The sequence below is a fragment of the Stutzerimonas stutzeri genome (assembly GCF_024448985.1).
GTDB classification, from domain to species: domain Bacteria; phylum Pseudomonadota; class Gammaproteobacteria; order Pseudomonadales; family Pseudomonadaceae; genus Stutzerimonas; species Stutzerimonas stutzeri_AP.
In genome coordinates this window covers 66,174-87,704 of sequence record NZ_JAMOII010000014.1, presented here as the reverse complement: position 1 = coordinate 87,704, position 21,531 = coordinate 66,174, and the positions used below count along the sequence as shown (strand labels likewise).

The window sequence follows — 21,531 nt, the reverse complement described above, 5'->3', positions numbered from 1 at the left end:
CAAAAAGTGGTGGGCTCGCCGGCATCGGGGCGCGCGGCGCCACTACTTGAGCAGTCTTCGAATCCTCACGTACAAGTCCTTCCCGCCCGTTGAGGTGCTCCCGCGTGTTTCCAGATCGAAATGTTTCGGCTGAGATTTGATCAGGTCGCTGAGTTTCTTGAAGCCGTACAGGCGCGGGTCGAAAGCAGGGCGGAGTTTGCTGATGTTCTGTCCGAGCATGCCGAGCTGAATCCAGTCATCTTCATCGGAAATGTCATCGAGCACTTTGGCAATGAACTCCACCGGGACCTTCTGCGATTTGACCTGAGCGCTCTTTTGCGCCGTTCTGATTTCGTCCTCGGCTTTTTCGACGGCAGCGGCCTGCGCTGTCGATTTGTCACCGATGGTCGGCGGCTCCGGGGAGGGCTTGGGTGCGTCGGCACGGAGGATTTCGGTGTAAATGAACTTGTCGCAGGCGGAGACGAAAGGCGAGGGCGTCTTCTGTTCGCCGAAGCCGTAGACGGTCAGGCCCTCCTCGCGCAGGCGGGCGGCCAAGCGAGTGAAATCGCTGTCGCTGGAAATCAGGCAGAAGCCGTCGAAGCGTCGCGTATAGAGCAGGTCCATGGCGTCGATGATCAGGGTGCTGTCGGTGGCGTTCTTGCCCGATGTGTAAGCGAATTGCTGGATCGGCTGAATCGAATAGTCCAGCAGCACTTTCTTCCAGCTACCCAGGTTGGGTTTGGTCCAGTCGCCATAAATGCGCTTAACGCTGGCGACCCCGTACTTGGCAATCTCCTCGAATAGCCCTTCGACGATGGCGGCGGGTGCGTTGTCGGCATCGATGAGTACCGCGAGGTGGGTCTGTTGACGGGTGCTGCTGGACTTGGCGGCCATGGTTCTTTTCCCGATGGATAGGCGCCGACCATAACGCCAGTGGCGACCGCAGGGCCAGCCCATGCATCTGTCTCTAGCGAGTGCTGCCCGGTGTGCTGCCCGGCCTGGTCGCTATCCCGATTCTGCTCTGCTGCGCTATCCAGCAGTTGGCCGTCGCCGGATCAGATCGGTTTCACCCCGATCCCCCGGGCCATCAGCGCCGCCAGCAGCGGGATGAGTAACAGCGCGAGCAATTCGATGCGGATGACCAGCTTGACCCAACGCGCTTTGGTTGGGCTGATCGCTGGGATCTGTCCAGCCTTCAGTGCGGGGCGCCACTTGAGAAAAGTCACGGTGGGATAGATCGACAACAGCGCGACCACCACGAACAACCCGACCTTGGCGTGAAAGAAGCTGTTGTTGAGGTAGTAATCCAGGCCCTTGCCGTAATGCATGGCACGCGCGACGCCGGTGACCAGCACAAGGCCTGCAACGATGCCGAAGGCAAGGTCGACGCGGAACAGGCTGCGCGCGCGCTTGAAGTTTAGCGGCAGGCGAAAGAGCTGGTGTTCCAGCACCAGCAGGGCAAACAGCAGGAAAATCGCCACGAAGTGCAGATAAGCGGCGACGGCATAGGCCATTTTCAGCGTCCTTTGGTTGTGTTTGCTGTGGGGGTGTCGGTTACGGCGGGCGCCGTGTGGACCGAGGTGAACCATTGTTGCTGGCGTTGCAGACGCCGGGCGATGCTGCCCAGGCAAATGCCGCGCACCAGCATGAAGGTGAGGAAGGCCAACCACAATCCATGATTGCCCATCTCGCGCAACAGCAAGCCCAATGGTAACGAAATCGCCACGGCGAACAGCATCGCGTTGCGCATTTCCCGCGCGCGGGTGGCGCCAATGAACAGGCCATCCAGCAGATAGCTCCAGACGGCCACCAGCGGCAGCGCGGCGAGATAGGGCAGGTAGGCGAGCGCCGTTTCGCGGACGGCCGGGATGTCGGTCTGAAAGCTGATGAACAGTTCGCCGCCGAGCAGGAAGAACAGCCCGAAGGCAAGACTGGCGAGCAGCGACCAGCCTCCGGCCACGGTCAGGATACGGCGCAGCTCGGTACGGTCCTGCGCGCCGATGGCGTGGCCGCTGAGCGCTTCGACCGCATGGGCCAGACCATCGAGCGCATGGGCGGTGAGCATCAGGCCGTTGAGCAACAGCGCATTGGCCGCCACGGTGGCGTCGCCCAGCCGCGTCCCTTGCACGGTGACCAGAAAGAATACGAGCTGAAGCGCCAACGAGCGCACAAAGATATCTCGATTGACGGACATCAGCGGTCGCCAGCTGGCCCAACGGCGCAGGATGCGGCCGTCCAGCTGTCCCGGATGGCGCAGCAAGGCGCCGCGCGTCAGCGCCAGGCCGACCAGCACACCGCACCATTCGGCGATCACCGAGGCGCGTGCCGCGCCGGCCACGCCCCAGTCAAGGCCGAGGACGAACCAGAGGTCCAGCGCGACGTTGACGAGGTTGGTGGTCAGCAGGATCGCCAAGGGCGCACGGGCATTCTGCGTGCCGAGGAACCAGCCGATCAGCGCCAGGCTCGCCAGTGCGGCGGGCAAGCCGAACAGGCGGGTGTAGAAATAATGCTGGGTGAGCGCGTCGAGCTCGGCCGAGGGTTGCATCAGCTGCAAGGCGAAGCCTTTGAGCGGCAAGGCAACCATGCTCAATAGCAGCGCGAAGCCCAGCGCCAGCAACAAGCCCTGCAGTAGGATCTGGCGCAGCGACCCGCCGTCTTCGCGCCCGGCGGCCTGCGCGGCGAAGCCGGTGGTGCCCATGCGCAGAAAGCCCATTACCCACACCAGCAGGGTGTACAGACTGCCGCCCACCGCCACCGAAGCAAGCTGATGCGCGTGCGGCAGATGGCCGATCACGGCGCTGTCGACCAGTGCCACCAGTGGCACGGAGATATTGGACAGAATCATCGGTGCAGCCAGCGCCCATACCCGTTTATGGGTGGGCGCGTGCTGCCAGGCAGTCAACAACATGAAGGGCTCCAGAACAGCCCGAAATGATACGTCGGCACGACGAAGGCGGCCAGCGAGCGGACTGCCGGCAAAAAGATGAAGGGTTGAAAGGTACGCTAGAAGCTTGACGATGAAGCAACCTCCTGGTGCTTTATTGTCTTCCAGCTTCCAGCTTCCAGCTTCCAGCTTCCAGCTTCCAGCTTCCAGCTTCCAGCTTTCTACTTCATCAATGAATTAGCCAGCTCAACAGCCAGAGGCCCAGAAACAGGTAAATCACACCGGCGATGAACGAGCGTCGGAAGAAGGCTCGGAATGCCCCAACGAGTAGCAACAGGCCGATGGCCAGCGCAATCAGGCTTATTATCGAGCGGTCCATGCCCAGCGTTCTCGACAGCCCCTCGAGGAAGTTGGCTCCAGCCTCGGCGAACAGGTAGAAGATGCCGCTGAGTGCATCGACGATGTAGCGAATCACCGTGCCGAGTGCCTGTCCCAACCATTCGAAAAAGCTTTCCACCTGCATGCTGCTCTCCTGCCATACGATCTTCGGCTGCAAGCGCAACCGTTCCATGGGGCATTGGGCTGTCAATCCGCTTGGCAGTTCCCAGCGGATTGAACCCACCGCTTGATGACGGGTCAGTAGCGGGTTGATCCGCCTTCCATTGCGCGTGTCACACACCTGCAACCCTTCCCGAGCAGACTGTTCGCTGTCGCTCCGACGAGAAAAACACATGCCGATTGTTACCAATGCACGACCGCAGTGGCTGCCGGGCACGCGCCCTCGGGTCTGGGCGCTGGGTCTGCTGGCCGCTGGTTTGCTTTACGCTGCCACGACCTTCCATTTGGATGAGCGGCTGTACTACGGGTTGAAGTCGGCCTGGCACGAGAATAGTTGGGAGCCACGTAGTCTGTGGTTACCCGAATACAAGGTGCGTGTCGATGCACTACCGGTGGCCTCGGTCTCCAACAACCTCTCCGGGCTGACCTTCGATGAGAAGCGCAACCACCTGTGGGCGGTGGTAAACAATCCCGAAGAGCTGCTCGCGCTGGATCTCAACGGCAATTTCCTCGCACGCTACCCATTGAAGGGCTTCAAAGATGTCGAGGCTGTGACCTACCTGGGTGACAACCTGCTGGTGGTGGCTGAGGAGCGAAGTCAGTCGCTGGTGATCCTTCCGGTTCCTGACGATTCCGGTGCGCTGCAGCGCGAAGACTATGCGTCCATCTCGCTGGGGCTGGCGGGCGGTGGCGAAGACAATTCCGGTTTCGAAGGGCTTGGCTATGATCGCGGGGGGGATCGATTGTTCGTGGTCAAGGAGCACTCGCCGCGCAAGCTTTATGAAATTCAGGGCATCAAAGCGAGCCTCAACGGACAATTGAATCTCAAGATCATCGACCGCGAGAGCTGGATCGAAGACAAGGAAATGGCCAGCGATCTGGCGTCGGTCCACTTCGACGAACGCACCGGCCATCTCGTGTTGCTCAGCGAAGAGGCGAAGATGATGCTCGAGCTCGACAGGGAAGGCGAACTGGTCAGCTTTCGTTCGCTATGGAGCGGTTTCGCCGGTCTGAACAAGAGCGTGCCGCAGGCCGAGGGCATGACGTTCGACGATCGCGGGGACCTGTACCTCGTCAGCGAGCCGAACCTGTTCTACGCATTCGAGCGCAAGTAGAGCGCTCGTTCGCCGCGCTCAGCCGCGGCGGATCATCCAGACGCCAGCGACGATCAACAGCAGGCCGGCAAGCTTCCCGATGCTGATCGAGGATTGCCGGAATCCCGCCCAACCGAAGTGATCGAGCAGCAGCGCCATGCTCAGCTGCCCGGCCAGTATCAGCGCCATGAGCAGCAGCGCGCCGATGCGCGGGCCGGCGAAAGCCGCCGTGGCGATCAAGACGCAGCCCATCAAACCGGTGGTCCAATGCCACCAGTTCAGGCCTTTCAACGCTTGAAGCGAAGGCACGTCTCGCTGGATCAAAACGACGCAGATCAGCGCTACGGTGCCGATTGCAAAGGACAGCAACGCCGCCCCCATGACGCTGCTCAGGTGTTTGGCGACCTGCCCGTTGATGCCAGCCTGCAGCGGTAAGAACGCCCCCGCGATAAACGGCAAAACCAAAAGCCACCAGGCAACGACCGGCATTCGAACCTCTCCATAATTAGACAAAACGAGTTCACCCCGCCGGGATCGACGGGGCTGTGGACAAGGGTCTGTTGCCGTTTCGCTGCGAACCGCGTTGCTGCGCAACCTAGGCGGCCCCACCTAGGCGGCCCCACCCGAAGGGACGGGCCGGTTTTAGCGCGATGCGGCGTTTCTCGTCGCTTATTTGGAACAACCAAACTGCGCGACTCGTGCCTTGTCTCGCACTAAAACCGGCTCCGTCGCGGCCGCGACGAAACGGCAACAGACCCTAGGGGAATCAATGCGGCGGGTATTGTGACAGCACTTTTGCGACCGTCTCGCGAAACATTCCGGCGCGCTCCTGCGGGCTACCGGGATTGTCGCGCAGAACCTGCTCGGCACTGCCGCGCCAGATCAGCTTACCGTCATCGGCATCGTAGAAATCGATTTGCAGTGTGCCGACTTGGTAGTGAATGGTACGTGTATCGGTGTACATCGGCCCGCCCCAAAAGCCGTGCCAGGGGCTACCCCAGGCGCCCATCGACGCGGAAGTGTACTGCTGGGAGCGCTCGTCGACGATGAACCAGGCCTGGATCAGCACGTCCGCCGGGTTGTTAGCCTGGGCCCGGCGCAGGCCGCGTTGGTCGAGTTGCTCGCTGACCGCGCTGCGAATGCGCTGTTCGGTGAGATCACTCTTGATGCGTGGGTCGTCCGGGCGGTACTGCAATGCCGGCTCCTGCCAGTCCCAGGTCCGGTAGGCGGAAAAATCGCGCTGCGGGTCGAAGTCGCGTTGCACCTGCGTGCTCTGGCAGGCGGCCAGCAGCAGGAGTAGGGGAAGCATCAGTAACGAACGGATCATCTCGGTTCTCCTTGCAATAGGGACCGGCGCGGATTCAGCGCGGCGGGTAGTCGGCAAGCGCGCGGTTCACGGCGTCGCGTGCCGCATCCTTGCGCTCGCTCTGATCACCGCCGCTACGGGCTTCGGCCCGGTTGCTCCAGACGGATTGACCGGAGCTCGCATCGAACATCTCGATGCGCACCGTTACCACCTCTTCTTCATAATTGCGCACGATGGGCGCGCTCGTACCGATCCCGTAGCCGCTGCCGTATCCATAGCCCCCGCCGTAGCGACCCACGCCGACGCTGGGACCGTAATCATCGTAGGTTTGGCGCACCCGCGTTTCCATCTGGGCGCTGGCACTGATCTGCACATCGCCCTGGCTGTTATTGGGCGCCGGGCGCAAGCCGCGTTGGTCAAGCGCGCCGGCGACCATCTCCTGCAGTTCTTCACCGGCAAGCGAGGCCGTGCCGGCTGGCGGAGTGCGCCAGCTCCAACTCTGGTAGCTGGAAAGATCTCGCGGCGCGGCCGGGTAGATCGGCGACTGGATCTGCTCGACAGGCGGCGCTGGCGGAATCGGAGCGGATTCGCTGGTGTAGGGGTTGCTGCTTTGGCAGGCCGCAAGACTTAGGCCGAGCAGGGGGCAGAGCAGTGGCAAAGCAATGCGGATCGACATCGGTACCTCCCGGCCGGCATTCAGCGGGGCCGACACAACCAGTGCAGGTAGCGCCCGAGGCCGGCGAAGGCGGGATGGCGGCGATACGCCAATTCCATCTCGATCAAGTCGGCAGGCTCGGTGCGGGCCTGGAAATCGGCGGGCATGTAATCATGAAATACACGCACGCCACTGGTTGATTCGACCCGCCAGTGCGGTGCGAGTTGCGCGGCCAGCTCACGTGGATCGAGCGGCTGCTGCGGCGTCAGGCTCTGGCGCTCGCCGGCAAAGCTCTGGCTGCGCAGCTTCTTGAAATGGCCCTTGAGCAGGTTGCGGTAGATCAGCGCGTCGCGGTTGTAGAACGCCAGCGACAGCCAGCCATCGGCGGCGGCCAGGCGATGCAGTACCGGCAGGATCGCCCCCGGTTCGGCCAGCCATTCCAGCACCGCGTGGCAGATGACCAGATCGAAACGGCCTTCGACATGGCTTTCTACGTCCTGCCAGGGCGCCTGAATAAAGGTGGCGCTCTGGCCAGCTTCGGCGAACTGCTTTCGGGCCCCTTCGAGCATCGGCTCGGCCGGCTCCGCGAGGGTGACCTGATGGCCCTGCTGCGCCAACCAGAGGCTCATGTGGCCAAGCCCCGCCCCGATATCGAGCACGCGAAGCGGGCGTTGCGGCAGCACTTCGGCGAGGTCCGCCTGCAGCACCGCGAGGCGGATCGCGCCCTTGGCGCCACCGTAAATCTTCTCGGCGAAGCGCGTCGCCAGCTCGTCGAAATGGCGGTCGCTCATTGGGCGAACCGCCGCTCGTTATCCGCCAGCTTGGCCAGCAGCGCTTGCTCCATGTCGATGCCCAGCTCGCTGCACATCAGCAGCAGGTACATGAGGATGTCGCCGACTTCCTGGCCGGCGTGTTCCAGCTTGTCGGCGGGCAGCTGGCGCGACTCGTCCTCGGTCAGCCACTGGAAGATTTCCACCAGCTCGGACATTTCTACGCTGGCGGCCATGGCCAGATTCTTCGGGCTGTGAAAGCGTTGCCAGTCGTTGCGATCGCGGATGGCGTGCAGGCGTTGAGTGATCTGTTCGATGTTCATCAAAGGGCGGCTCGTTGGAAGGCCGCTAGCTTCCGTCAGCACGCCGATGCTCGCAAGGGGCAGCATCGGTTCAAATGGTCTCGGCGGTGCGGCGTACCTTGAGCACCCGTTCCACGGCGAGCACGCCGGGGCGGTAGTCGTTCTGCTCGATGGCGCGAATCGCCTGGTCCAGCGCCAGCTCGGCGATCTGCTCATGTTGCTGGGAGATGGCGTTGACCCGTATCGGCAGAAAGTCCAGCAACTGCGCGTCACCAAAGGTCGCCAGCCGCAGCTGCGCAGGCCATAGCAGACCGCGTTCGCTTAGGGCATCGAAGACGCCTTCGAGCAGAACGTAGGCGGTGGTGATCAACGCGTCGGGCATCTCGCCGCGATCGAGCAGCGCCAACATCTGCTCACGGCCGCAGGCGCGGCTGAACTGCTCGGCCTGCAACACGCTGATTTTTCCATGATGCTGAGCGAGTGCCTGGCGGAAACCCTCTTCGCGCTGCTGACTGATGCGCAAGCCGGGCCGAGCGCTGATCAGCACGATATGCGCGTCGGTTGGCGAATGCAGGGAGTGCGTCAGTTGTGCGGCGGCTTGGCGATCGTCGCTGACTACCGAGCAGAACTGCTCCGGGTCCAGTGCTCGGTCGAGGGCGATGATCGGCGTGCCGGCGGCGAGCAGCTTGAGGTAACTGGCGTCGTCAGCTGGCAGGCAGCTGGCAACGATCAGCGCATCGCAGCGCCGCGAGCGCAGCACCTGTATGACCTGGCGTTCGGTATCCGGCTCGTCATCGGAGCCCACGATCAATAACTGATAGCCACGTAGCCGGGCGCGTTGTTCGAGCAGTTTCGCCAACCGCGCATAGCTGGGGTTTTCCAGGTCGGGGACGATGAAGCCCAGGGTGCGTGACTGCCCGCGTCGCAAACCGGCCGCCTGTTGATCGAGCTGGAAACCCTGTCGCTCAGCCACTGCCATCACTCGGTCCACCGTGGCCTGGCTTATTCGTCGCTGTACGGCTTTGCCGTTGAGCACGTAGCTGGCAGTGGTCACCGAGACGTTGGCGAGGCGGGCGATGTCAGTCAGTTTCAACGAGCGGTCCTTAGGGTCTGTTCCCGTTTCGTCGCGGCCGCGACGGCGCCATTTTTTTTGCGCGAGACAAGGCGCGAGTCGTGCAGTTTGGTCGTCCAAATAAGCGACGAGAAACGCAGTATCGCGCAAAAAACTGGCGCGTCCCTTCGGGTTGCGCGGCTCGCAGCGAAACGGAGCAGACCCTACTCGAGACGGGTGGTATGAACTCGGGCTTCTAGAGTTACCCAATATTGCGTAATGTGTCAGTCTTTGCTGAAACGTTTCAGCAGCTATCCGGTCATAAGCGCCAGCCCGTTATCTCAATCCCGGCCGGCCGGCAAAGAAACAATCGTGAGCCCGCACAGGAGTTCTTCATGCTTGAGTTGAATGCCCAGCATATACACATGCATCAGACGGCCACCGACAAGCCTGCCGCCCTGGCCTTGCTGGCCGAGGTGCTGGTCGCTGACGGGCTGGTGGCGCCCGGTTATCTCGACGGGCTTCGTGCGCGCGAAGCGCAGGGCTCGACCTTTCTTGGCCAGGGCATTGCCATCCCCCACGGCACGCCGGAAACCCGCGATCAGGTGTTCACCACCGGCGTACGCCTGCTGCACTTTCCCGGCGGCGTGGACTGGGGCAACGGCCAGCAGGTTTACCTCGCCATCGGCATCGCCGCGCGTTCGGATGAGCATCTGCGTTTGCTGCAGTTGTTGACCCGAGCGCTTGGCGAAGGCGATCTCAGCGAGGCGCTGCAAAAAGTCGAGAGCCCCGAGGCGATCATCGATCTGCTGCAAGGCGCGCCGCAGGCATTGGCGCTGGATGGTGAACTGGTAGCGCTCGGTGTAGCAGCCGATGACTTCGACGAGTTGGCCTGGCAGGGCGTCAAATTGCTCAAGCGCGCCCAGTGCGTGGAGCCCGGCTTCAATGCCGGGCTGGCACTGAGCCAGGCGCTGCCGCTGGGTGATGGGCTGTGGTGGCTGAGCAGCGAACAGTCGGTGCAACGTCCTGGGCTGGCCTTCGTCACGCCAAGCAATTCGTTGCTACACCAGGGGCAACCGCTCAATGGCCTGTTCGTGCTCGCCAGTCTGGGTGAGGCGCATCGGGCAATGCTCGAGCGCCTGTGCAATCTATTGATCGAGGGGCGCGGGCAGGAACTCAGCCAGGCGACGTCCAGCCGCGTGGTGTTGGAAGCTCTGGGCGGCGACGTACCCGCCGACTGGCCAAGCGCTCAGGTGCCGTTGGCCAATGCCCACGGCCTGCATGCGCGGCCGGCCAAGGTGCTGACCGAAATCGCCCAGGCCTTCGATGGCGACATCCGCGTGCGGCTGGCCGGTAGCGAGAGTGCTGGCGTGTCGGTCAAGAGTCTGAGCAAGCTCCTAGCAATGGGCGCGCATCGTGGTCAGGTATTGGAATTCGTTGCCGAGCCTTCGATAGCCGGCGATGCGTTACCGGCCCTGGTGCGCGCTGTGGAAAAGGGCCTGGGCGAAGAGGTCGAGCCTTTGCCTGCGCCGGGCCAGATGATGGAAAACGCCGGTGCGTCGCTTGCCGCGCAGCCTGATCGAGAGACCGTCGAACAAGCGGCGCTGCGTGATGGCGAGCGGGTAATGGCCATTGCCGCCTCGCCCGGCATCGCCATCGGCCCGGTCTTGGTACGCAAGCCGCAGGTGATCGACTACCCCAAGCACGGCGAATCCCCGGAGGCCGAGCTGCAGCGCCTGGATACGGCGCTCGACCGCGTTTTTAGCGAAATCGGTGTGCTGATCGAGGAAAGCCAGGTCGCCAGCATTCGCGACATCTTCACGACCCACCAGGCCATGCTGCGCGACCCGGCGTTGCGCGAGGAAGTACAGGCACGACTAAAAAAGGGCGTGAGCGCCGAAGCCGCCTGGGTCGAGGAAATCGAAAACGCCGCGCAGCAACAGGAATCGCTGCACGACAAGCTGCTGGCCGAGCGCGCGGCGGATCTGCGTGACGTCGGCCGCCGCGTGCTGGCCTGTCTCACCGGCGTCGAGGCGGAACAGGCGCCGGACGAGCCTTACATTCTGGTGATGGACGAAGTGGCGCCGTCGGACGTTGCCACGCTCAATTGCCAGCGCGTTGCCGGCATTCTTACCGCTGGCGGCGGCGCGACCTCGCACAGCGCGATCATCGCCCGTGCGTTGGGTATCCCGGCCATCGTTGGCGCTGGGCCTGGCGTGCTGGGGTTGGCAGCGAACACGCTATTGCTGCTCGACGGCGAGCGCGGCGAACTGCTGGTCGCGCCGAGCGCTGCGCAGATGGCAGACGCCCGAAGCGAACGCGCCGAGCGGGAGGAATGCAAACGCCTGGCGAACGAGAGACGAATGGAGCCGGCGATCACTCGCGACGGTCATCCGGTAGAGATCGCCGCCAACATTGGCGCGGCCGGCGAGACCGTCGAAGCCGTTGCCCTCGGAGCTGAAGCCATCGGCCTGCTGCGCACCGAGCTGGTGTTCATGAACCACTCCCAGGCGCCGGACCAGGCGACTCAGGAAGCGGAATACCGCCGCGTGCTGGAGGCGCTCGAAGGGCGGCCCTTGGTGGTGCGGACGCTGGACGTCGGTGGCGACAAGCCGTTGCCGTACTGGCCAATGCCAGCCGAGGAAAACCCCTTCCTCGGCGTGCGCGGCATTCGTCTGAGCCTGCAACGCCCGGACATTCTCGAAACCCAGTTGCGCGCGTTGCTGGCCTGCGCCGACGGTCGCCCGTTGCGGATCATGTTTCCCATGGTGGGCAACATCGATGAGTGGCGTAGCGCCAAAGCCATGGTCGATCGCCTGCGCGCGGAGCTGCCGGTGGCCGATCTGCAGGTCGGCATCATGATCGAAATCCCGTCCGCCGCGCTGATCGCACCGGTGCTGGCGCAGGAAGTGGATTTCTTCAGCATCGGCACCAATGACCTGACTCAATACACCCTGGCTATCGACCGCGGCCACCCGACGCTTTCCGGTCAGGCCGATGGGCTGCATCCGGCGGTGCTGCGGCTGATCGACATGACGGTCGAAGCCGCGCATGCACACGGTAAATGGGTAGGCGTTTGTGGCGAGCTGGCAGCCGATGCGCTGGCGGTGCCGATGCTGGTGGGCCTCGGTGTCGACGAGCTGAGCGTGTCCGCGCGCAGCATCGCGCTGGTCAAGGCGCGAGTGAGGGAGCTGGATTTCAGTGTCTGCCAGCGGTTGGCCCGGCAAGCGTTGCTGTTGCCGGGTGCGCATGAAGTGCGTGCCTTCGTCGGGGAGCATTGCTGATGGCGCGCGTCCTGACGGTGACCCTTAATCCCGCACTTGACCTGACCGTGCAGCTGCCGTCGCTGCGCCTGGGCGAGGTCAACCGCAGCGAAAGTCTCCAAGTGCATGCCGCCGGCAAAGGCCTCAACGTGGCGCAGGTGCTGGCCGACCTCGGCCACCAACTGACCGTGACCGGCTTTCTTGGCGCGGACAATCCGCAGGCGTTCGAGCAGTTGTTCGAGACGCGCGGGTTCGCCGATGAGTTCGTACGAGTAGCGGGGGATACCCGCAGCAATATCAAACTGGCTGAAGCTGGCGGGCAGGTCACCGATATCAACGGCCCGGGGTTGATGGTCGCCGAGGCGGAGCGCGTCGAGCTGCTAGCCAGGCTAAAGCGCCTCGCGCCCGCACATGATCTGGTGGTGGTCGCCGGCAGCCTGCCGCGCGGCGTTCAAGTGGAGTGGTTCGTCGAACTGTTGCGCACGCTCAAGCAACTCGGCGTGCGGGTCGCGTTGGATACCAGTGGCGCGGCTCTGCGCGCCGGCTTGGCGACGGCGCCCTGGCTGATCAAGCCCAACGAAGAGGAGCTGGCCGAAGCCCGTGGGATGAACGCCGGGGATGCGCAGGCGCTCGCTCGTGAGGCCTGGCGATTGCAGGTCGAAGGCGTCGAGCACGTGGTCATCTCACAGGGCGCCGAGGGCGTGAGCTGGTTTGCACCAAGCACTGGTTTGCATGCCCATCCGCCCAAAGTGCAGGTGGTCAGCACTGTCGGTGCGGGTGACTCGCTGCTCGCCGGCATGCTTCACGGCTTGCTAGAAAAATGGTCCATCGAACGCACCCTGAGCCACGCCACCGCCATCGCTGCACAAGCGGTCGGGCAAATCGGCTTCGGTATTACCGACACGGCACAACTCGCCGAGCTGGAGGCTGCAGTCCGGCTCCAGCCGCTGAACCAATAACAGGCCGTTGAAAACTACCTGCGTTGGCAATACGTCGTTAAAAACAGTCTTGCCTGCCTCGCCTGCGTTTTCAACGGCCTGCCAATTCCAATAAGAGGTGAAAGGAATGAATCTTCTCATCGTCACGGCCTGCCCCAACGGAATGGTCACCAGCGTGCTCACGTCGCGCTTGCTCGAAGCGGCTGCCCATCGCCTGGGCTGGTCGACCGCCGTGGAAGTCCACGATCCCAAGGCCATCGGCTCGCCGCTGACGCCCGCGCAGATCGCCAATGCGGACCTAGTCGTGGTGGTCAAGACCGGGCCGTTGTCGCTGCAGCGCTTCATCGGCAAGCGCGTCGCGCAATCGACCCCATCCGAAGCCCTGCTCGATCCTGAAGGTTTCCTGCGCAGCGCCGCGGAGAACGCCAGCGAATTGCAACAGGATGATGACCCTGATGCTGCCCAGACCAGCAGCAAACCCAAGCTGGTGGCCATCACCGCATGCCCGACCGGCGTCGCGCACACCTTCATGGCTGCCGAAGCCCTGCAGCAGGCGGCGACCCGCAAGGGATACGACTTGCAAGTGGAAACCCGTGGCTCGGTGGGTGCACGTAACGTACTGGACCCCCAGGCGATTGCCGATGCAGATGCAGTGCTGCTTGCAGCCGATATCGAGGTGGATGTCGCCCGCTTCGCCGGTAAGCGGGTGTTTCGCTGCGGCACCGGCGTGGCGCTAAAACAGCCCGATGCGACACTGGATCGGGCACTGGAGGAAGCCACGGTGTTCAGCAGCGGCGCCGCGGTCAGCGCCGGTGGCAGCGAGCAGAAGGGCGAGAAAACCGGCGTCTACAAGCACCTGCTCACTGGCGTTTCATACATGTTGCCGATGGTGGTGGCTGGCGGTCTGTTGATCGCGCTGTCGTTCGTCTTTGGCATCGAGGCGTTCAAAGAGGAGGGCACCTTGGCGGCGGCGCTGATGAAGATCGGCGGCGAGACGGCCTTCCAACTGATGGTGCCCTTGCTGGCCGGCTACATTGCTTATTCGATTGCTGATCGACCCGGACTAGCGCCCGGCATGATTGGTGGCTTGTTGGCCGGAACGCTCGGCGCGGGCTTCATTGGCGGAATCATCGCCGGCTTCGTGGCCGGTTATGCGGCCAAGGCGGTCAGCCGCTGGATTCCGCTGCCGGCGAGTGTCGAATCGCTCAAGCCAATCCTGATCATTCCGCTGCTGGCCAGCTTGATCACCGGCCTGGTGATGATTTATGTGGTGGGCACACCGGTGGCGAAAATGCTCGCGGGGTTGACCGAGTTTCTCGACACCATGGGCACGTCCAACGCCGTCCTGCTCGGGTTGCTGCTCGGCACCATGATGTGCGTCGACCTCGGCGGCCCGGTGAACAAGGCGGCCTATGCGTTTTCGGTCGGCCTGCTCGCCTCGCAGAGTTACGCACCCATGGCGGCAACGATGGCCGCCGGCATGGTGCCGCCGATCGGCATGGGCATCGCCAGCCTGATCGCCCGACGCAAGTTCGCCCAGAGCGAACGCGAAGCCGGCAAGGCGGCGCTGGTGCTCGGTTGTTGTTTCATCTCCGAGGGCGCGATTCCCTTCGCTGCAAAAGACCCGCTGCGGGTGATCCCGGCCAGCATCGCCGGTGGCGCGCTGACCGGGGCGCTGTCGATGGCCTTCGGCGCCAAGCTGCTCGCGCCTCACGGCGGGTTGTTTGTGCTGCTGATCCCCAACGCCATCAACCATGCGCTGCTGTATCTGTTGGCGATTCTGGCCGGCAGTCTGGTAACAGGCGTGATCTATGCCGTGATCAAGAAGCCTGAGGCACAGCCGCTCGCCATTGGCGCAGCGACCTGACCAGCGGGCCGAAACCGCTGAACTAAACGCCTTTCCGCTGCATCCACTAAAAGCTGGTCGAAATTCTGTGTCAGAACGTTTCGCCAGCTTTTGCGTTGAAACGAACCGGCTGGAGAGCGTTGGATGAGCATCGAATACGGGCCGCGTCCCTTGCGTATCACCCTGACGGCCATTGTTGTGCTGGTGTTGGGGGCGCTGATGACGATCGGCGGTGGTTACCTCGCGGTACTGGGTGGGTCCTGGTATTACCTGAGCGCTGGAATCGTGCTGCTCATCGTCGCCGCTCTGCTGTTTGCCCGGCGGCGTGCGGCTATCTGGTTGTATGCATTGCAGTTGCTGGCGACTCTGGTCTGGACGTTCTACGAGGTCGGGTTCGATTGGTGGCAGCTGGCGCCACGAATTGATCTCTGGTGCATCCTCGGCCTCTGGCTGATTCTGCCCTTCGTCAATCGGTACGTGAGCGATCGGCTGGTCTGGCGTGACGGCGCCAGTGGGTTGCTCGGGCTCGGCTTGCTGGCCGGGGCGCTGATGGCCGGCTACTCGCTGACGCAGGACTATCACTCGATCGAGGGCGCGTTCAGCGACGCGCAGATGCAGGGCCTCGAACCCGACGGACAGGCGGGGCGCTCGGCAAGCGAGTGGCCAGCCTACGGCGGCTCCAGCGATGGTGATCGCTATTCGACGGCGGACCTGATTACTCCCGAAAACGTCGGGCGGTTGGAGAAGGCCTGGGAATATCACACCGGCGATTTGCCGGGTGAGGGCGATCCGGGCGAGCTGACCAATCAGGTGACGCCGCTGAAAGTGGGCGACACGCTGTTCATCTGCACGCCGCACAGCATCGCTATCGCGCTGGATGCCGATACTGGCGAGGAGCGTTGGCGCTTCGATCCGAGCATCAACCGTGATGCTGAGTACTACCAGCACATGACCTGCCGCGGCCTCGCGTTTCACGATGCCGGTTCCTATGGCCAGGGCGCGACGAGTGTCCCGCCGCCGGACCAAGCTGCGGCCCGCTGTGAGCGCCGGCTGTTTCTGCCAACCAATGACGGCACGCTGATCGCGCTGGATACAGAAGACGGCAAGCCTTGCGAGGACTTCGGCGATGCCGGTGTGGTGGACCTGAAACTCGGCCTCGGCGAAGGCGCGCTGGGCGTTTATCTGCCGACGTCGCCCCCTGTAGTAACCGAGAAGCTGGTCATCGTCGGCGGCTCGATTACCGACAACGGTGCGGTGGACTCACCCGGCGGCGTCATTCGTGCCTATGACGTGCGCAACGGGCGACTGGTGTGGAATTTCGATCCGGGCAACCCGGATGCTACCGATCCGCTGGCACCGGGCGAGACCTATGTGCGCAGCACGCCGAATTCCTGGACCATTGCTACTGCCGACGAGGCGCTGGGGCTGGTCTATATCCCCACCGGCAACCAGACGCCGGACCAATGGGCCGTGCCGCGTACGCCCGAATCCGAGCGCTTTACCGACACCCTCGTCGCGCTCGGTCTGGAGACCGGCAAGGTGCGCTGGGAATTCCAGACGGTGCACCACGACCTCTGGGACCGCGATTTGCCGTCCCAGCCCACGCTGGTGGATATCGACGGGCCGCAGGGTAAGGTGCCGGCCATCATCCAGCCGACCAAGCGCGGCGACCTGTTCGTGCTGGACCGCCGCACGGGCGTCCCGATCGTTCCGGTCGAGGAAATTCCGGTACCGCAGGGCACAGTGGAAGGTGACTATGCGGCGCCGACCCAGCCGGTTTCTGCGCTCAGCTATGCACCGGACGAGCCGCTGTATGAAAAGGACATGTGGGGTGGCACACCGCTAGACCAGATGATGTGCCGCATCCAGTTCCGCAAGCTGCGCTATGACGGTGACTTTACGCCGCCGTCGGAGCAAGGCTCGCTGATCTATCCGGGAAATGTGGGCACTTTCAACTGGCCGTCCGTGGCGGTCGATCCGAGCCGGCAGCTGCTGTTCGGTGCGCCGAACTATCTGGCGTTCAAGTCGACCATGGTCAAGCGCAGCGAAGTCGATCCAGAAGAACGCACCGGTGGCGGCGAGACTGGGCTGCAACCCAACCTCGGTGCACCCTATATGGTGCGGTTGGAGCCGTTCATGTCGGTGCTCGGTCTGCCGTGCCAGACGCCGCCATGGGGCTTCGTCACTGCAGTTGATCTGCGCAGCATGAAAAAAGTCTGGATGCACAAGAATGGCACCAGCCGCGACAGCGCGCCGCTCGGCATCCCCTTCCCGGTGGGCACGCCGGCGCTGGGTGGGCCGATCGTCACCGCTGGCGGTGTCGCCTTCATGAGCGGCACCCTGGATTACTACCTGCGCGCCTATGACCTGCAGAGCGGTAAAGAGCTGTGGAAGGGGCGGCTGCCGGCGGGCGGGCAGGCGACGCCGATGACCTATGTCTCGGAGAAAACCGGCAAGCAGTACGTCGTGCAGATGGCCGGCGGGCACGGATCGTTTGGGACCAAGATTGGGGATTCGGTGGTGGCGTGGACGTTGGAGGAAGGGCAATAGGCGCTGATATTCAGGCGTTGGGTTGCCTGGTGAGCGCCGTTGCCGGTATAGCCGAAGGTGTACGGCGGCGCCACGTCCCCTCACCCTAGCCCTCTCCCCTGAGGGGAGAGGGGACTGTTTCGAGTGGGAGCGGCGTATTGGGTCTGGCTGACCTTGTAAGTCGCAGCGAGTAACGGTTGAAGCCTTAGCGTATCGACAGCTGCGCGTCGCTACGGTGGTCGGGATCGCCTCAGTCCAGCTCCCTCTCACCTTTGGGGAGAGGGTTGGGGTGAGGGGAGCGGGCCTCGACCCAACGGAGTATTTCAGTCAGAACGCCATCCAGATTTTGCAACACGTCCAGGTTGCTGAACCGCAGCACTTCCAAGCCTTGGCGCTCCAGATAGTCAGTCCTCAGCCGGTCCTTCTCCAGGCCGATTTCCTCGTAGTGTTGGCCACCGTCGAGCTCGACGACCAGCATCCGTTCCGCACAATAGAAATCCAGCACATACGGTGGACTAGGATGCTGACGTCGAAACTTCATTCCTCCCAGTTGACGATTACGCAACTGCCGCCACAGGAGGCGTTCGCAATCAGTGAGCTGGCTGCGTAGGCGCTTGGCGAATAGCCGCTGCTCGGTTGAGGCGCGTTCGTTCGGCATTTCACAATCCTTGTGAGATGGACAGGCCCAAGTCAGCAGGGCCGCCCCGGATACTTGCGATCCCCGCTGGGCTCCACGCACTGCTGCTCCGCATGCTGCTCCATGCGTGGAGACTTGTCCCGCAGACTGGACGTCAGGCTGTTCAAGAACTTTGTCGCCTGGGTCTGATCGTCGAAGCGCCGAGCGCCATTCAGCGAGCCGGTGTAGCTGCCGTTGCTGGCGGCATAGCATTCCTGATTATTGGCGCACGTCAGCGCGACGACCCAGAACGGACTGTTGATCAGCACCCCTGCCTGAGCGGCAGAGGTGGAAAGAGCAAGAGCGAGCAGAAGGTTCCGCATGATGTTGCTCCGATGTGTGGAACCGGAAACATAGCCCATCGGCCAGATGCTGACTGTGGCGTTTCTCTCGGTTAGTGATGCTCGCGCGTCGCCCTGAATTTCACATCCGGCCAGCGCTCTTCCATCAAGCTCAGGTTGACCCGCGTCGGTGCCAGGTAGGTCAGGTGACCACCGCCATCGACCGCCAGGTTCTCGTAGGCCTTGTCGCTGAATTCCTTGAGCTTTTTCTCATCGCTGCACTCGATCCAGCGAGCCGACCAGACGTTGATCGCCTCGTAGGCACACTCGACCTTGTATTCCTCCTTCAGCCGACTGGCGACGACGTCGAACTGCAGCACGCCGACGGCGCCGAGGATGATGTCGTTGTTGCGCTCGGGGAAGAACACCTGCGTGGCGCCTTCTTCGGCTAGTTCCTGCAGGCCCTGACGCAGCTGCTTGGATTTCAGTGGGTCCTTCAGGCGCACGCGGCGGAACAGCTCCGGAGCGAAGTGCGGGATGCCGGTGAAACCGAGGTTTTCGCCTTCGGTGAAGGTATCGCCGATCTGGATGGTGCCGTGGTTGTGTAGACCGATGATGTCGCCGGCCCAGGCCTGTTCGAGCATTTCACGCTCGCTGGAGAAGAAGGTCAGCGCATCGGCGATGCGGATGTCCTTGCCGACGCGCGCGTGGCGCAGCTTCATGCCTTTTTCGTACTTGCCCGAGCAGATGCGCATGAAGGCGATGCGGTCACGGTGCTTGGGATCCATGTTTGCCTGGATCTTGAAGACAAACCCGGTGAATTTCTCTTCCACCGGCTCGACTACCCGCTCGTTGGCAGCGCGTGGGAGTGGGCGGGGCGCCCAGTCGACTACGGCATCGAGCACATGATCGACACCAAAGTTGCCCAGTGCGGTGCCGAAGAACACCGGTGTCAGCTGGCCTTTGATGAATTCTTCCTGATCGAATTCATGGCATGCGCCCTGGACCAGTTCCAACTGTTCGACGAAGCGATCGTACTCGTCGCCGATGTGCTTGCGCGCCTCGTCGGAGTCCAGGTTCTGGATGATCTTGACGTCGGTGCGCTCATGCCCGTGGCCTGGCGTGTAAACGATGATGTAATCGTCCTTGAGGTGGTAGACGCCCTTGAAGTCGCGGTAGCAGCCGATCGGCCAGGTGATGGGCGCGGCCTTGATCTTCAATACCGCCTCGATTTCGTCGAGCAGTTCGATTGGGTCGCGGATGTCGCGGTCGAGCTTGTTGATGAAGCTGACGATGGGCGTGTCGCGAAGGCGGCAAACGTCCATCAGCGCGATGGTGCGCGGCTCGACGCCCTTACCACCGTCGAGAACCATCAACGCCGAGTCCACCGCGGTCAGGGTGCGGTAGGTGTCTTCCGAGAAGTCTTCGTGGCCGGGGGTGTCGAGCAGGTTGATCATGTGCTCGCGGTAGGGAAACTGCATCACCGACGTGGTGATGGAGATGCCGCGCTGCTTCTCCATTTCCATCCAGTCCGAGGTCGCGTGGCGATCGGATTTACGCGACTTCACGGTACCGGCGACGGCGATGGCCTTGCCCATCAGCAGCAATTTTTCGGTGATGGTGGTCTTGCCCGCGTCGGGGTGGGAAATGATGGCGAAGGTGCGGCGCTTCGCGACTTCGGCGGCCTGAGAGGTCATGGCGGTCCCGGTATTGAAAGCGTGTCGGAAAAAAGCCGGCGATTATAACGCAAAGGCTGTCCCTCAGCGTGGCGCACGTCGCTGCGCCTGGGCTGACCAGGCCCGGAGGGGGGAACATCGCTGCGTCACATTTGTCGGTTTGAATAAGGGTAGGTTCGTCGACACGGGAAAAAACGGAAGCGAGTACGGATTTTTCATTGATATCGATCAGCTGTGGTTCTAAAGTTCGCGCCCGAACGTCCATGCTGGCAACGATCCATCCGGCTCAAGTACTGACGACGAGAGATCAGGATTCACCAGGTCACCGCACCCGTTGCCGTCGACCTGGCCGTGATACTCGGCGACATGCCTTGGGAAGTAGGCGAACCAAAGTGGGGAAACTGATCAGGCGTTCTTGCTCACCCCTTATCCGACTTTACGTTTCCCGATTTGGAGCCATGCATGTCGATCAAGATCGAAGATTACTATCCGCGCGAAACCTTCCAGAAGATGAAGGCATTCGCCGATGAGCGCGAAACCCCGTTCGTCGTCATCGATACCAAGATCATCAGCGATTCGTACGACCAGCTGGTCGGCAACTTCCCGTTCGCCAAGATCTACTATGCCGTGAAGGCCAATCCGGCCACAGAAATCACCGAGCTGCTGCGCGACAAGGGTTCGAACTTCGACATCGCCTCGATCTACGAACTGGACAAGGTGATGGCCACCGGCGTCGGCCCGGAACGCATCAGCTACGGCAACACCATCAAAAAAGCCAAGGACATCCGCTACTTCTACGACAGGGGCGTGCGCATGTACGCCACCGACTCGGAAGCCGACCTGCGCAACATTGCCAAGGCCGCGCCGGGTTCGAAGGTCTACGTGCGGATCCTCACCGAGGGTTCCAACACCGCCGACTGGCCGCTGTCACGCAAGTTCGGCTGCCAGACCGACATGGCGCTGGATCTGCTGATCCTGGCCAAGCAGCTAGGCCTGGACCCGTACGGCGTGTCCTTCCACGTCGGCTCGCAGCAGCGTGACATCGACGTCTGGGATGCGGCCATCGCCAAGGTCAAGGTGATCTTCGAACGTTTGAAGGAAGAGGACGGCATTGTCCTGAAGATGATCAACATGGGCGGCGGCTTTCCGGCGAATTACATCGCCAAGACCAACGACCTGACCACCTACGCCGACGAGATCATCCGCTTCCTCAAGGACGACTTCGGCGACGAGCTGCCGGAGATCATCCTCGAGCCGGGCCGTTCGCTGATCGCCAACGCCGGCGTGCTGGTATCCGAAGTGGTGCTGGTGTCGCGCAAGTCGCGTACCGCGGTCGAACGCTGGGTGTTCACCGACGTGGGCAAGTTCAGCGGCCTGATCGAAACCATGGACGAATCCATCAAGTTCCCGATCTGGACCGAGAAGAAGGGCGAGATGGAAGAGGTGGTGATCGCCGGCCCGACCTGCGACAGCGCCGACATCATGTACGAGCACTACAAGTACGGCCTGCCGCTGAACCTAGCCAGCGGTGACCGCCTGTATTGGTTCTCCACTGGCGCTTACACCACCAGCTACAGCGCCGTGGAGTTCAACGGCTTTCCGCCGCTGAAGGCTTACTACCTGTAAGCATCTGATACCCCAACGCCCCGGGCTGAGTCCCGGGGCGTTTTCGTTTCGATACTGAAAAAGGCCTAGGTCGAGTCGGTTCCCGCTTGTCTGGCCA

Annotated in this window: 19 protein-coding genes; 6 read left to right on the top strand and 13 right to left on the bottom strand. The window is 62.6% G+C overall.

The genetic code is table 11. From position 1 onward, the window contains the following. Positions 1–42 precede the first annotated feature (42 nt). The 4 genes from NA647_RS14925 to NA647_RS14910 all read right to left on the bottom strand — a co-directional run bounded on the left by NA647_RS14925 (position 43) and on the right by NA647_RS14910 (position 3,386). The gene (locus tag NA647_RS14925; RefSeq protein WP_256058411.1) at positions 43–873 is read right to left on the bottom strand and encodes an NYN domain-containing protein; all 831 of its coding nucleotides are present in this window, start codon (positions 871–873) and stop codon (positions 43–45) included. A 161-nt stretch (positions 874–1,034) separates the two neighbouring features. Beyond that, entirely contained in the window at positions 1,035–1,493 is a 459-nt protein-coding gene (locus tag NA647_RS14920) for a DUF2214 family protein (RefSeq protein WP_256058410.1), read from the bottom strand. A 2-nt stretch (positions 1,494–1,495) separates the two neighbouring features. Further along, positions 1,496–2,887 carry an MATE family efflux transporter gene (locus NA647_RS14915; RefSeq protein WP_256058409.1) on the bottom strand — a complete coding sequence of 464 codons (1,392 nt, stop codon included), beginning with the start codon at positions 2,885–2,887 and terminating at the stop codon, positions 1,496–1,498. Between the two features lie 205 nt (positions 2,888–3,092). Beyond that, the gene (locus NA647_RS14910; protein ID WP_256058408.1) at positions 3,093–3,386 is read right to left on the bottom strand and encodes a hypothetical protein; all 294 of its coding nucleotides are present in this window, start codon (positions 3,384–3,386) and stop codon (positions 3,093–3,095) included. A gap of 208 nt (positions 3,387–3,594) precedes the next feature. Between NA647_RS14910 and NA647_RS14905 the strand changes: the two genes are divergently transcribed. Beyond that, entirely contained in the window at positions 3,595–4,536 is a 942-nt protein-coding gene (locus tag NA647_RS14905) for an SdiA-regulated domain-containing protein (protein WP_256058407.1), read from the top strand. A gap of 18 nt (positions 4,537–4,554) precedes the next feature. Here the strand turns inward: NA647_RS14905 and NA647_RS14900 are convergent, their stop codons facing one another. From NA647_RS14900 to cra, 6 genes are all read right to left on the bottom strand, one after another. Next, the gene (locus NA647_RS14900; RefSeq protein WP_256058406.1) at positions 4,555–5,004 is read right to left on the bottom strand and encodes a DMT family transporter; all 450 of its coding nucleotides are present in this window, start codon (positions 5,002–5,004) and stop codon (positions 4,555–4,557) included. Positions 5,005–5,281: 277 nt separating this feature from the next. After that, entirely contained in the window at positions 5,282–5,842 is a 561-nt protein-coding gene (locus tag NA647_RS14895; protein WP_256058405.1) for a DUF4136 domain-containing protein, read from the bottom strand. A gap of 34 nt (positions 5,843–5,876) precedes the next feature. After that, positions 5,877–6,497 carry a DUF4136 domain-containing protein gene (locus tag NA647_RS14890; protein WP_256058403.1) on the bottom strand — a complete coding sequence of 207 codons (621 nt, stop codon included), beginning with the start codon at positions 6,495–6,497 and terminating at the stop codon, positions 5,877–5,879. Positions 6,498–6,517: 20 nt separating this feature from the next. After that, positions 6,518–7,267: a methyltransferase domain-containing protein gene (locus NA647_RS14885; protein ID WP_256058401.1), complete on the bottom strand. Its 750-nt coding sequence runs from the start codon at positions 7,265–7,267 to the stop codon at positions 6,518–6,520. Then, on the bottom strand, positions 7,264–7,569 hold the full coding sequence (locus NA647_RS14880) for a nucleotide pyrophosphohydrolase (protein WP_256058400.1): 306 nt from the start codon (positions 7,567–7,569) through the stop codon (positions 7,264–7,266). The genes NA647_RS14885 and NA647_RS14880 overlap by 4 nt, the downstream gene beginning before the upstream one ends. Before the next feature lie 70 nt (positions 7,570–7,639). Beyond that, positions 7,640–8,641 (bottom strand): catabolite repressor/activator, encoded by a 1,002-nt coding sequence (gene cra, locus NA647_RS14875; RefSeq protein WP_256058399.1) that lies wholly within the window; start codon positions 8,639–8,641, stop codon positions 7,640–7,642. A 353-nt stretch (positions 8,642–8,994) separates the two neighbouring features. Between cra and ptsP the strand changes: the two genes are divergently transcribed. The 4 genes from ptsP (at position 8,995) to NA647_RS14855 (ending at position 17,196) form a co-directional block, all read left to right on the top strand. Next, complete coding sequence (ptsP, locus tag NA647_RS14870; protein ID WP_256058398.1) at positions 8,995–11,883, top strand: phosphoenolpyruvate--protein phosphotransferase; 2,889 nt, start codon at positions 8,995–8,997, stop codon at positions 11,881–11,883. Then, positions 11,883–12,821, top strand: a complete 939-nt coding sequence (pfkB, locus tag NA647_RS14865; RefSeq protein WP_256058397.1) for a 1-phosphofructokinase — start codon at positions 11,883–11,885, stop codon at positions 12,819–12,821. The genes ptsP and pfkB overlap by 1 nt, the downstream gene beginning before the upstream one ends. 106 nt (positions 12,822–12,927) lie before the next feature. Further along, positions 12,928–14,667 (top strand): PTS fructose-like transporter subunit IIB, encoded by a 1,740-nt coding sequence (locus NA647_RS14860; protein WP_256058396.1) that lies wholly within the window; start codon positions 12,928–12,930, stop codon positions 14,665–14,667. A 123-nt stretch (positions 14,668–14,790) separates the two neighbouring features. Next, entirely contained in the window at positions 14,791–17,196 is a 2,406-nt protein-coding gene (locus NA647_RS14855) for a membrane-bound PQQ-dependent dehydrogenase, glucose/quinate/shikimate family (protein ID WP_256058395.1), read from the top strand. A gap of 229 nt (positions 17,197–17,425) precedes the next feature. On the opposite strand, the gene NA647_RS14850 is transcribed toward NA647_RS14855, so the two are convergent. The 3 genes from NA647_RS14850 to NA647_RS14840 form a co-directional block, all read right to left on the bottom strand. After that, complete coding sequence (locus tag NA647_RS14850; RefSeq protein ID WP_256058394.1) at positions 17,426–17,833, bottom strand: endonuclease domain-containing protein; 408 nt, start codon at positions 17,831–17,833, stop codon at positions 17,426–17,428. A 32-nt stretch (positions 17,834–17,865) separates the two neighbouring features. Then, a complete protein-coding gene (locus tag NA647_RS14845) occupies positions 17,866–18,174 on the bottom strand; it encodes a hypothetical protein (protein WP_256058393.1) in 309 nt (102 codons plus the stop codon). A gap of 71 nt (positions 18,175–18,245) precedes the next feature. Next, entirely contained in the window at positions 18,246–19,829 is a 1,584-nt protein-coding gene (locus NA647_RS14840) for a peptide chain release factor 3 (RefSeq protein ID WP_256058392.1), read from the bottom strand. 441 nt (positions 19,830–20,270) lie between these two features. On the opposite strand from NA647_RS14840, the gene NA647_RS14835 reads away from it, so the two are divergent. Further along, positions 20,271–21,434 (top strand): type III PLP-dependent enzyme, encoded by a 1,164-nt coding sequence (locus tag NA647_RS14835; protein ID WP_256048342.1) that lies wholly within the window; start codon positions 20,271–20,273, stop codon positions 21,432–21,434. Positions 21,435–21,531 lie beyond the last annotated feature (97 nt).

Bases quoted from the DNA above. Each gene is read 5' to 3' on its own strand.
- pfkB (WP_256058397.1), top strand. From the start codon at position 11,883: ATGGCGCGCGTCCTGACGGTGACCCTTAATCCCGCACTTGACCTGACC.
- NA647_RS14895 (WP_256058405.1), bottom strand. From the start codon at position 5,842: ATGATCCGTTCGTTACTGATGCTTCCCCTACTCCTGCTGCTGGCCGCC.
- NA647_RS14855 (WP_256058395.1), top strand. From the start codon at position 14,791: ATGAGCATCGAATACGGGCCGCGTCCCTTGCGTATCACCCTGACGGCC.
- NA647_RS14905 (WP_256058407.1), top strand. From the start codon at position 3,595: ATGCCGATTGTTACCAATGCACGACCGCAGTGGCTGCCGGGCACGCGC.
- NA647_RS14845 (WP_256058393.1), bottom strand. From the start codon at position 18,174: ATGCGGAACCTTCTGCTCGCTCTTGCTCTTTCCACCTCTGCCGCTCAG.
- NA647_RS14920 (WP_256058410.1), bottom strand. From the start codon at position 1,493: ATGGCCTATGCCGTCGCCGCTTATCTGCACTTCGTGGCGATTTTCCTG.
- NA647_RS14910 (WP_256058408.1), bottom strand. From the start codon at position 3,386: ATGCAGGTGGAAAGCTTTTTCGAATGGTTGGGACAGGCACTCGGCACG.
- NA647_RS14835 (WP_256048342.1), top strand. From the start codon at position 20,271: ATGTCGATCAAGATCGAAGATTACTATCCGCGCGAAACCTTCCAGAAG.
- ptsP (WP_256058398.1), top strand. From the start codon at position 8,995: ATGCTTGAGTTGAATGCCCAGCATATACACATGCATCAGACGGCCACC.
- NA647_RS14890 (WP_256058403.1), bottom strand. From the start codon at position 6,497: ATGTCGATCCGCATTGCTTTGCCACTGCTCTGCCCCCTGCTCGGCCTA.
- NA647_RS14900 (WP_256058406.1), bottom strand. From the start codon at position 5,004: ATGCCGGTCGTTGCCTGGTGGCTTTTGGTTTTGCCGTTTATCGCGGGG.
- NA647_RS14925 (WP_256058411.1), bottom strand. From the start codon at position 873: ATGGCCGCCAAGTCCAGCAGCACCCGTCAACAGACCCACCTCGCGGTA.
- NA647_RS14915 (WP_256058409.1), bottom strand. From the start codon at position 2,887: ATGTTGTTGACTGCCTGGCAGCACGCGCCCACCCATAAACGGGTATGG.
- NA647_RS14880 (WP_256058400.1), bottom strand. From the start codon at position 7,569: ATGAACATCGAACAGATCACTCAACGCCTGCACGCCATCCGCGATCGC.
- NA647_RS14885 (WP_256058401.1), bottom strand. From the start codon at position 7,267: ATGAGCGACCGCCATTTCGACGAGCTGGCGACGCGCTTCGCCGAGAAG.
- NA647_RS14860 (WP_256058396.1), top strand. From the start codon at position 12,928: ATGAATCTTCTCATCGTCACGGCCTGCCCCAACGGAATGGTCACCAGC.
- NA647_RS14850 (WP_256058394.1), bottom strand. From the start codon at position 17,833: ATGCCGAACGAACGCGCCTCAACCGAGCAGCGGCTATTCGCCAAGCGC.
- NA647_RS14840 (WP_256058392.1), bottom strand. From the start codon at position 19,829: ATGACCTCTCAGGCCGCCGAAGTCGCGAAGCGCCGCACCTTCGCCATC.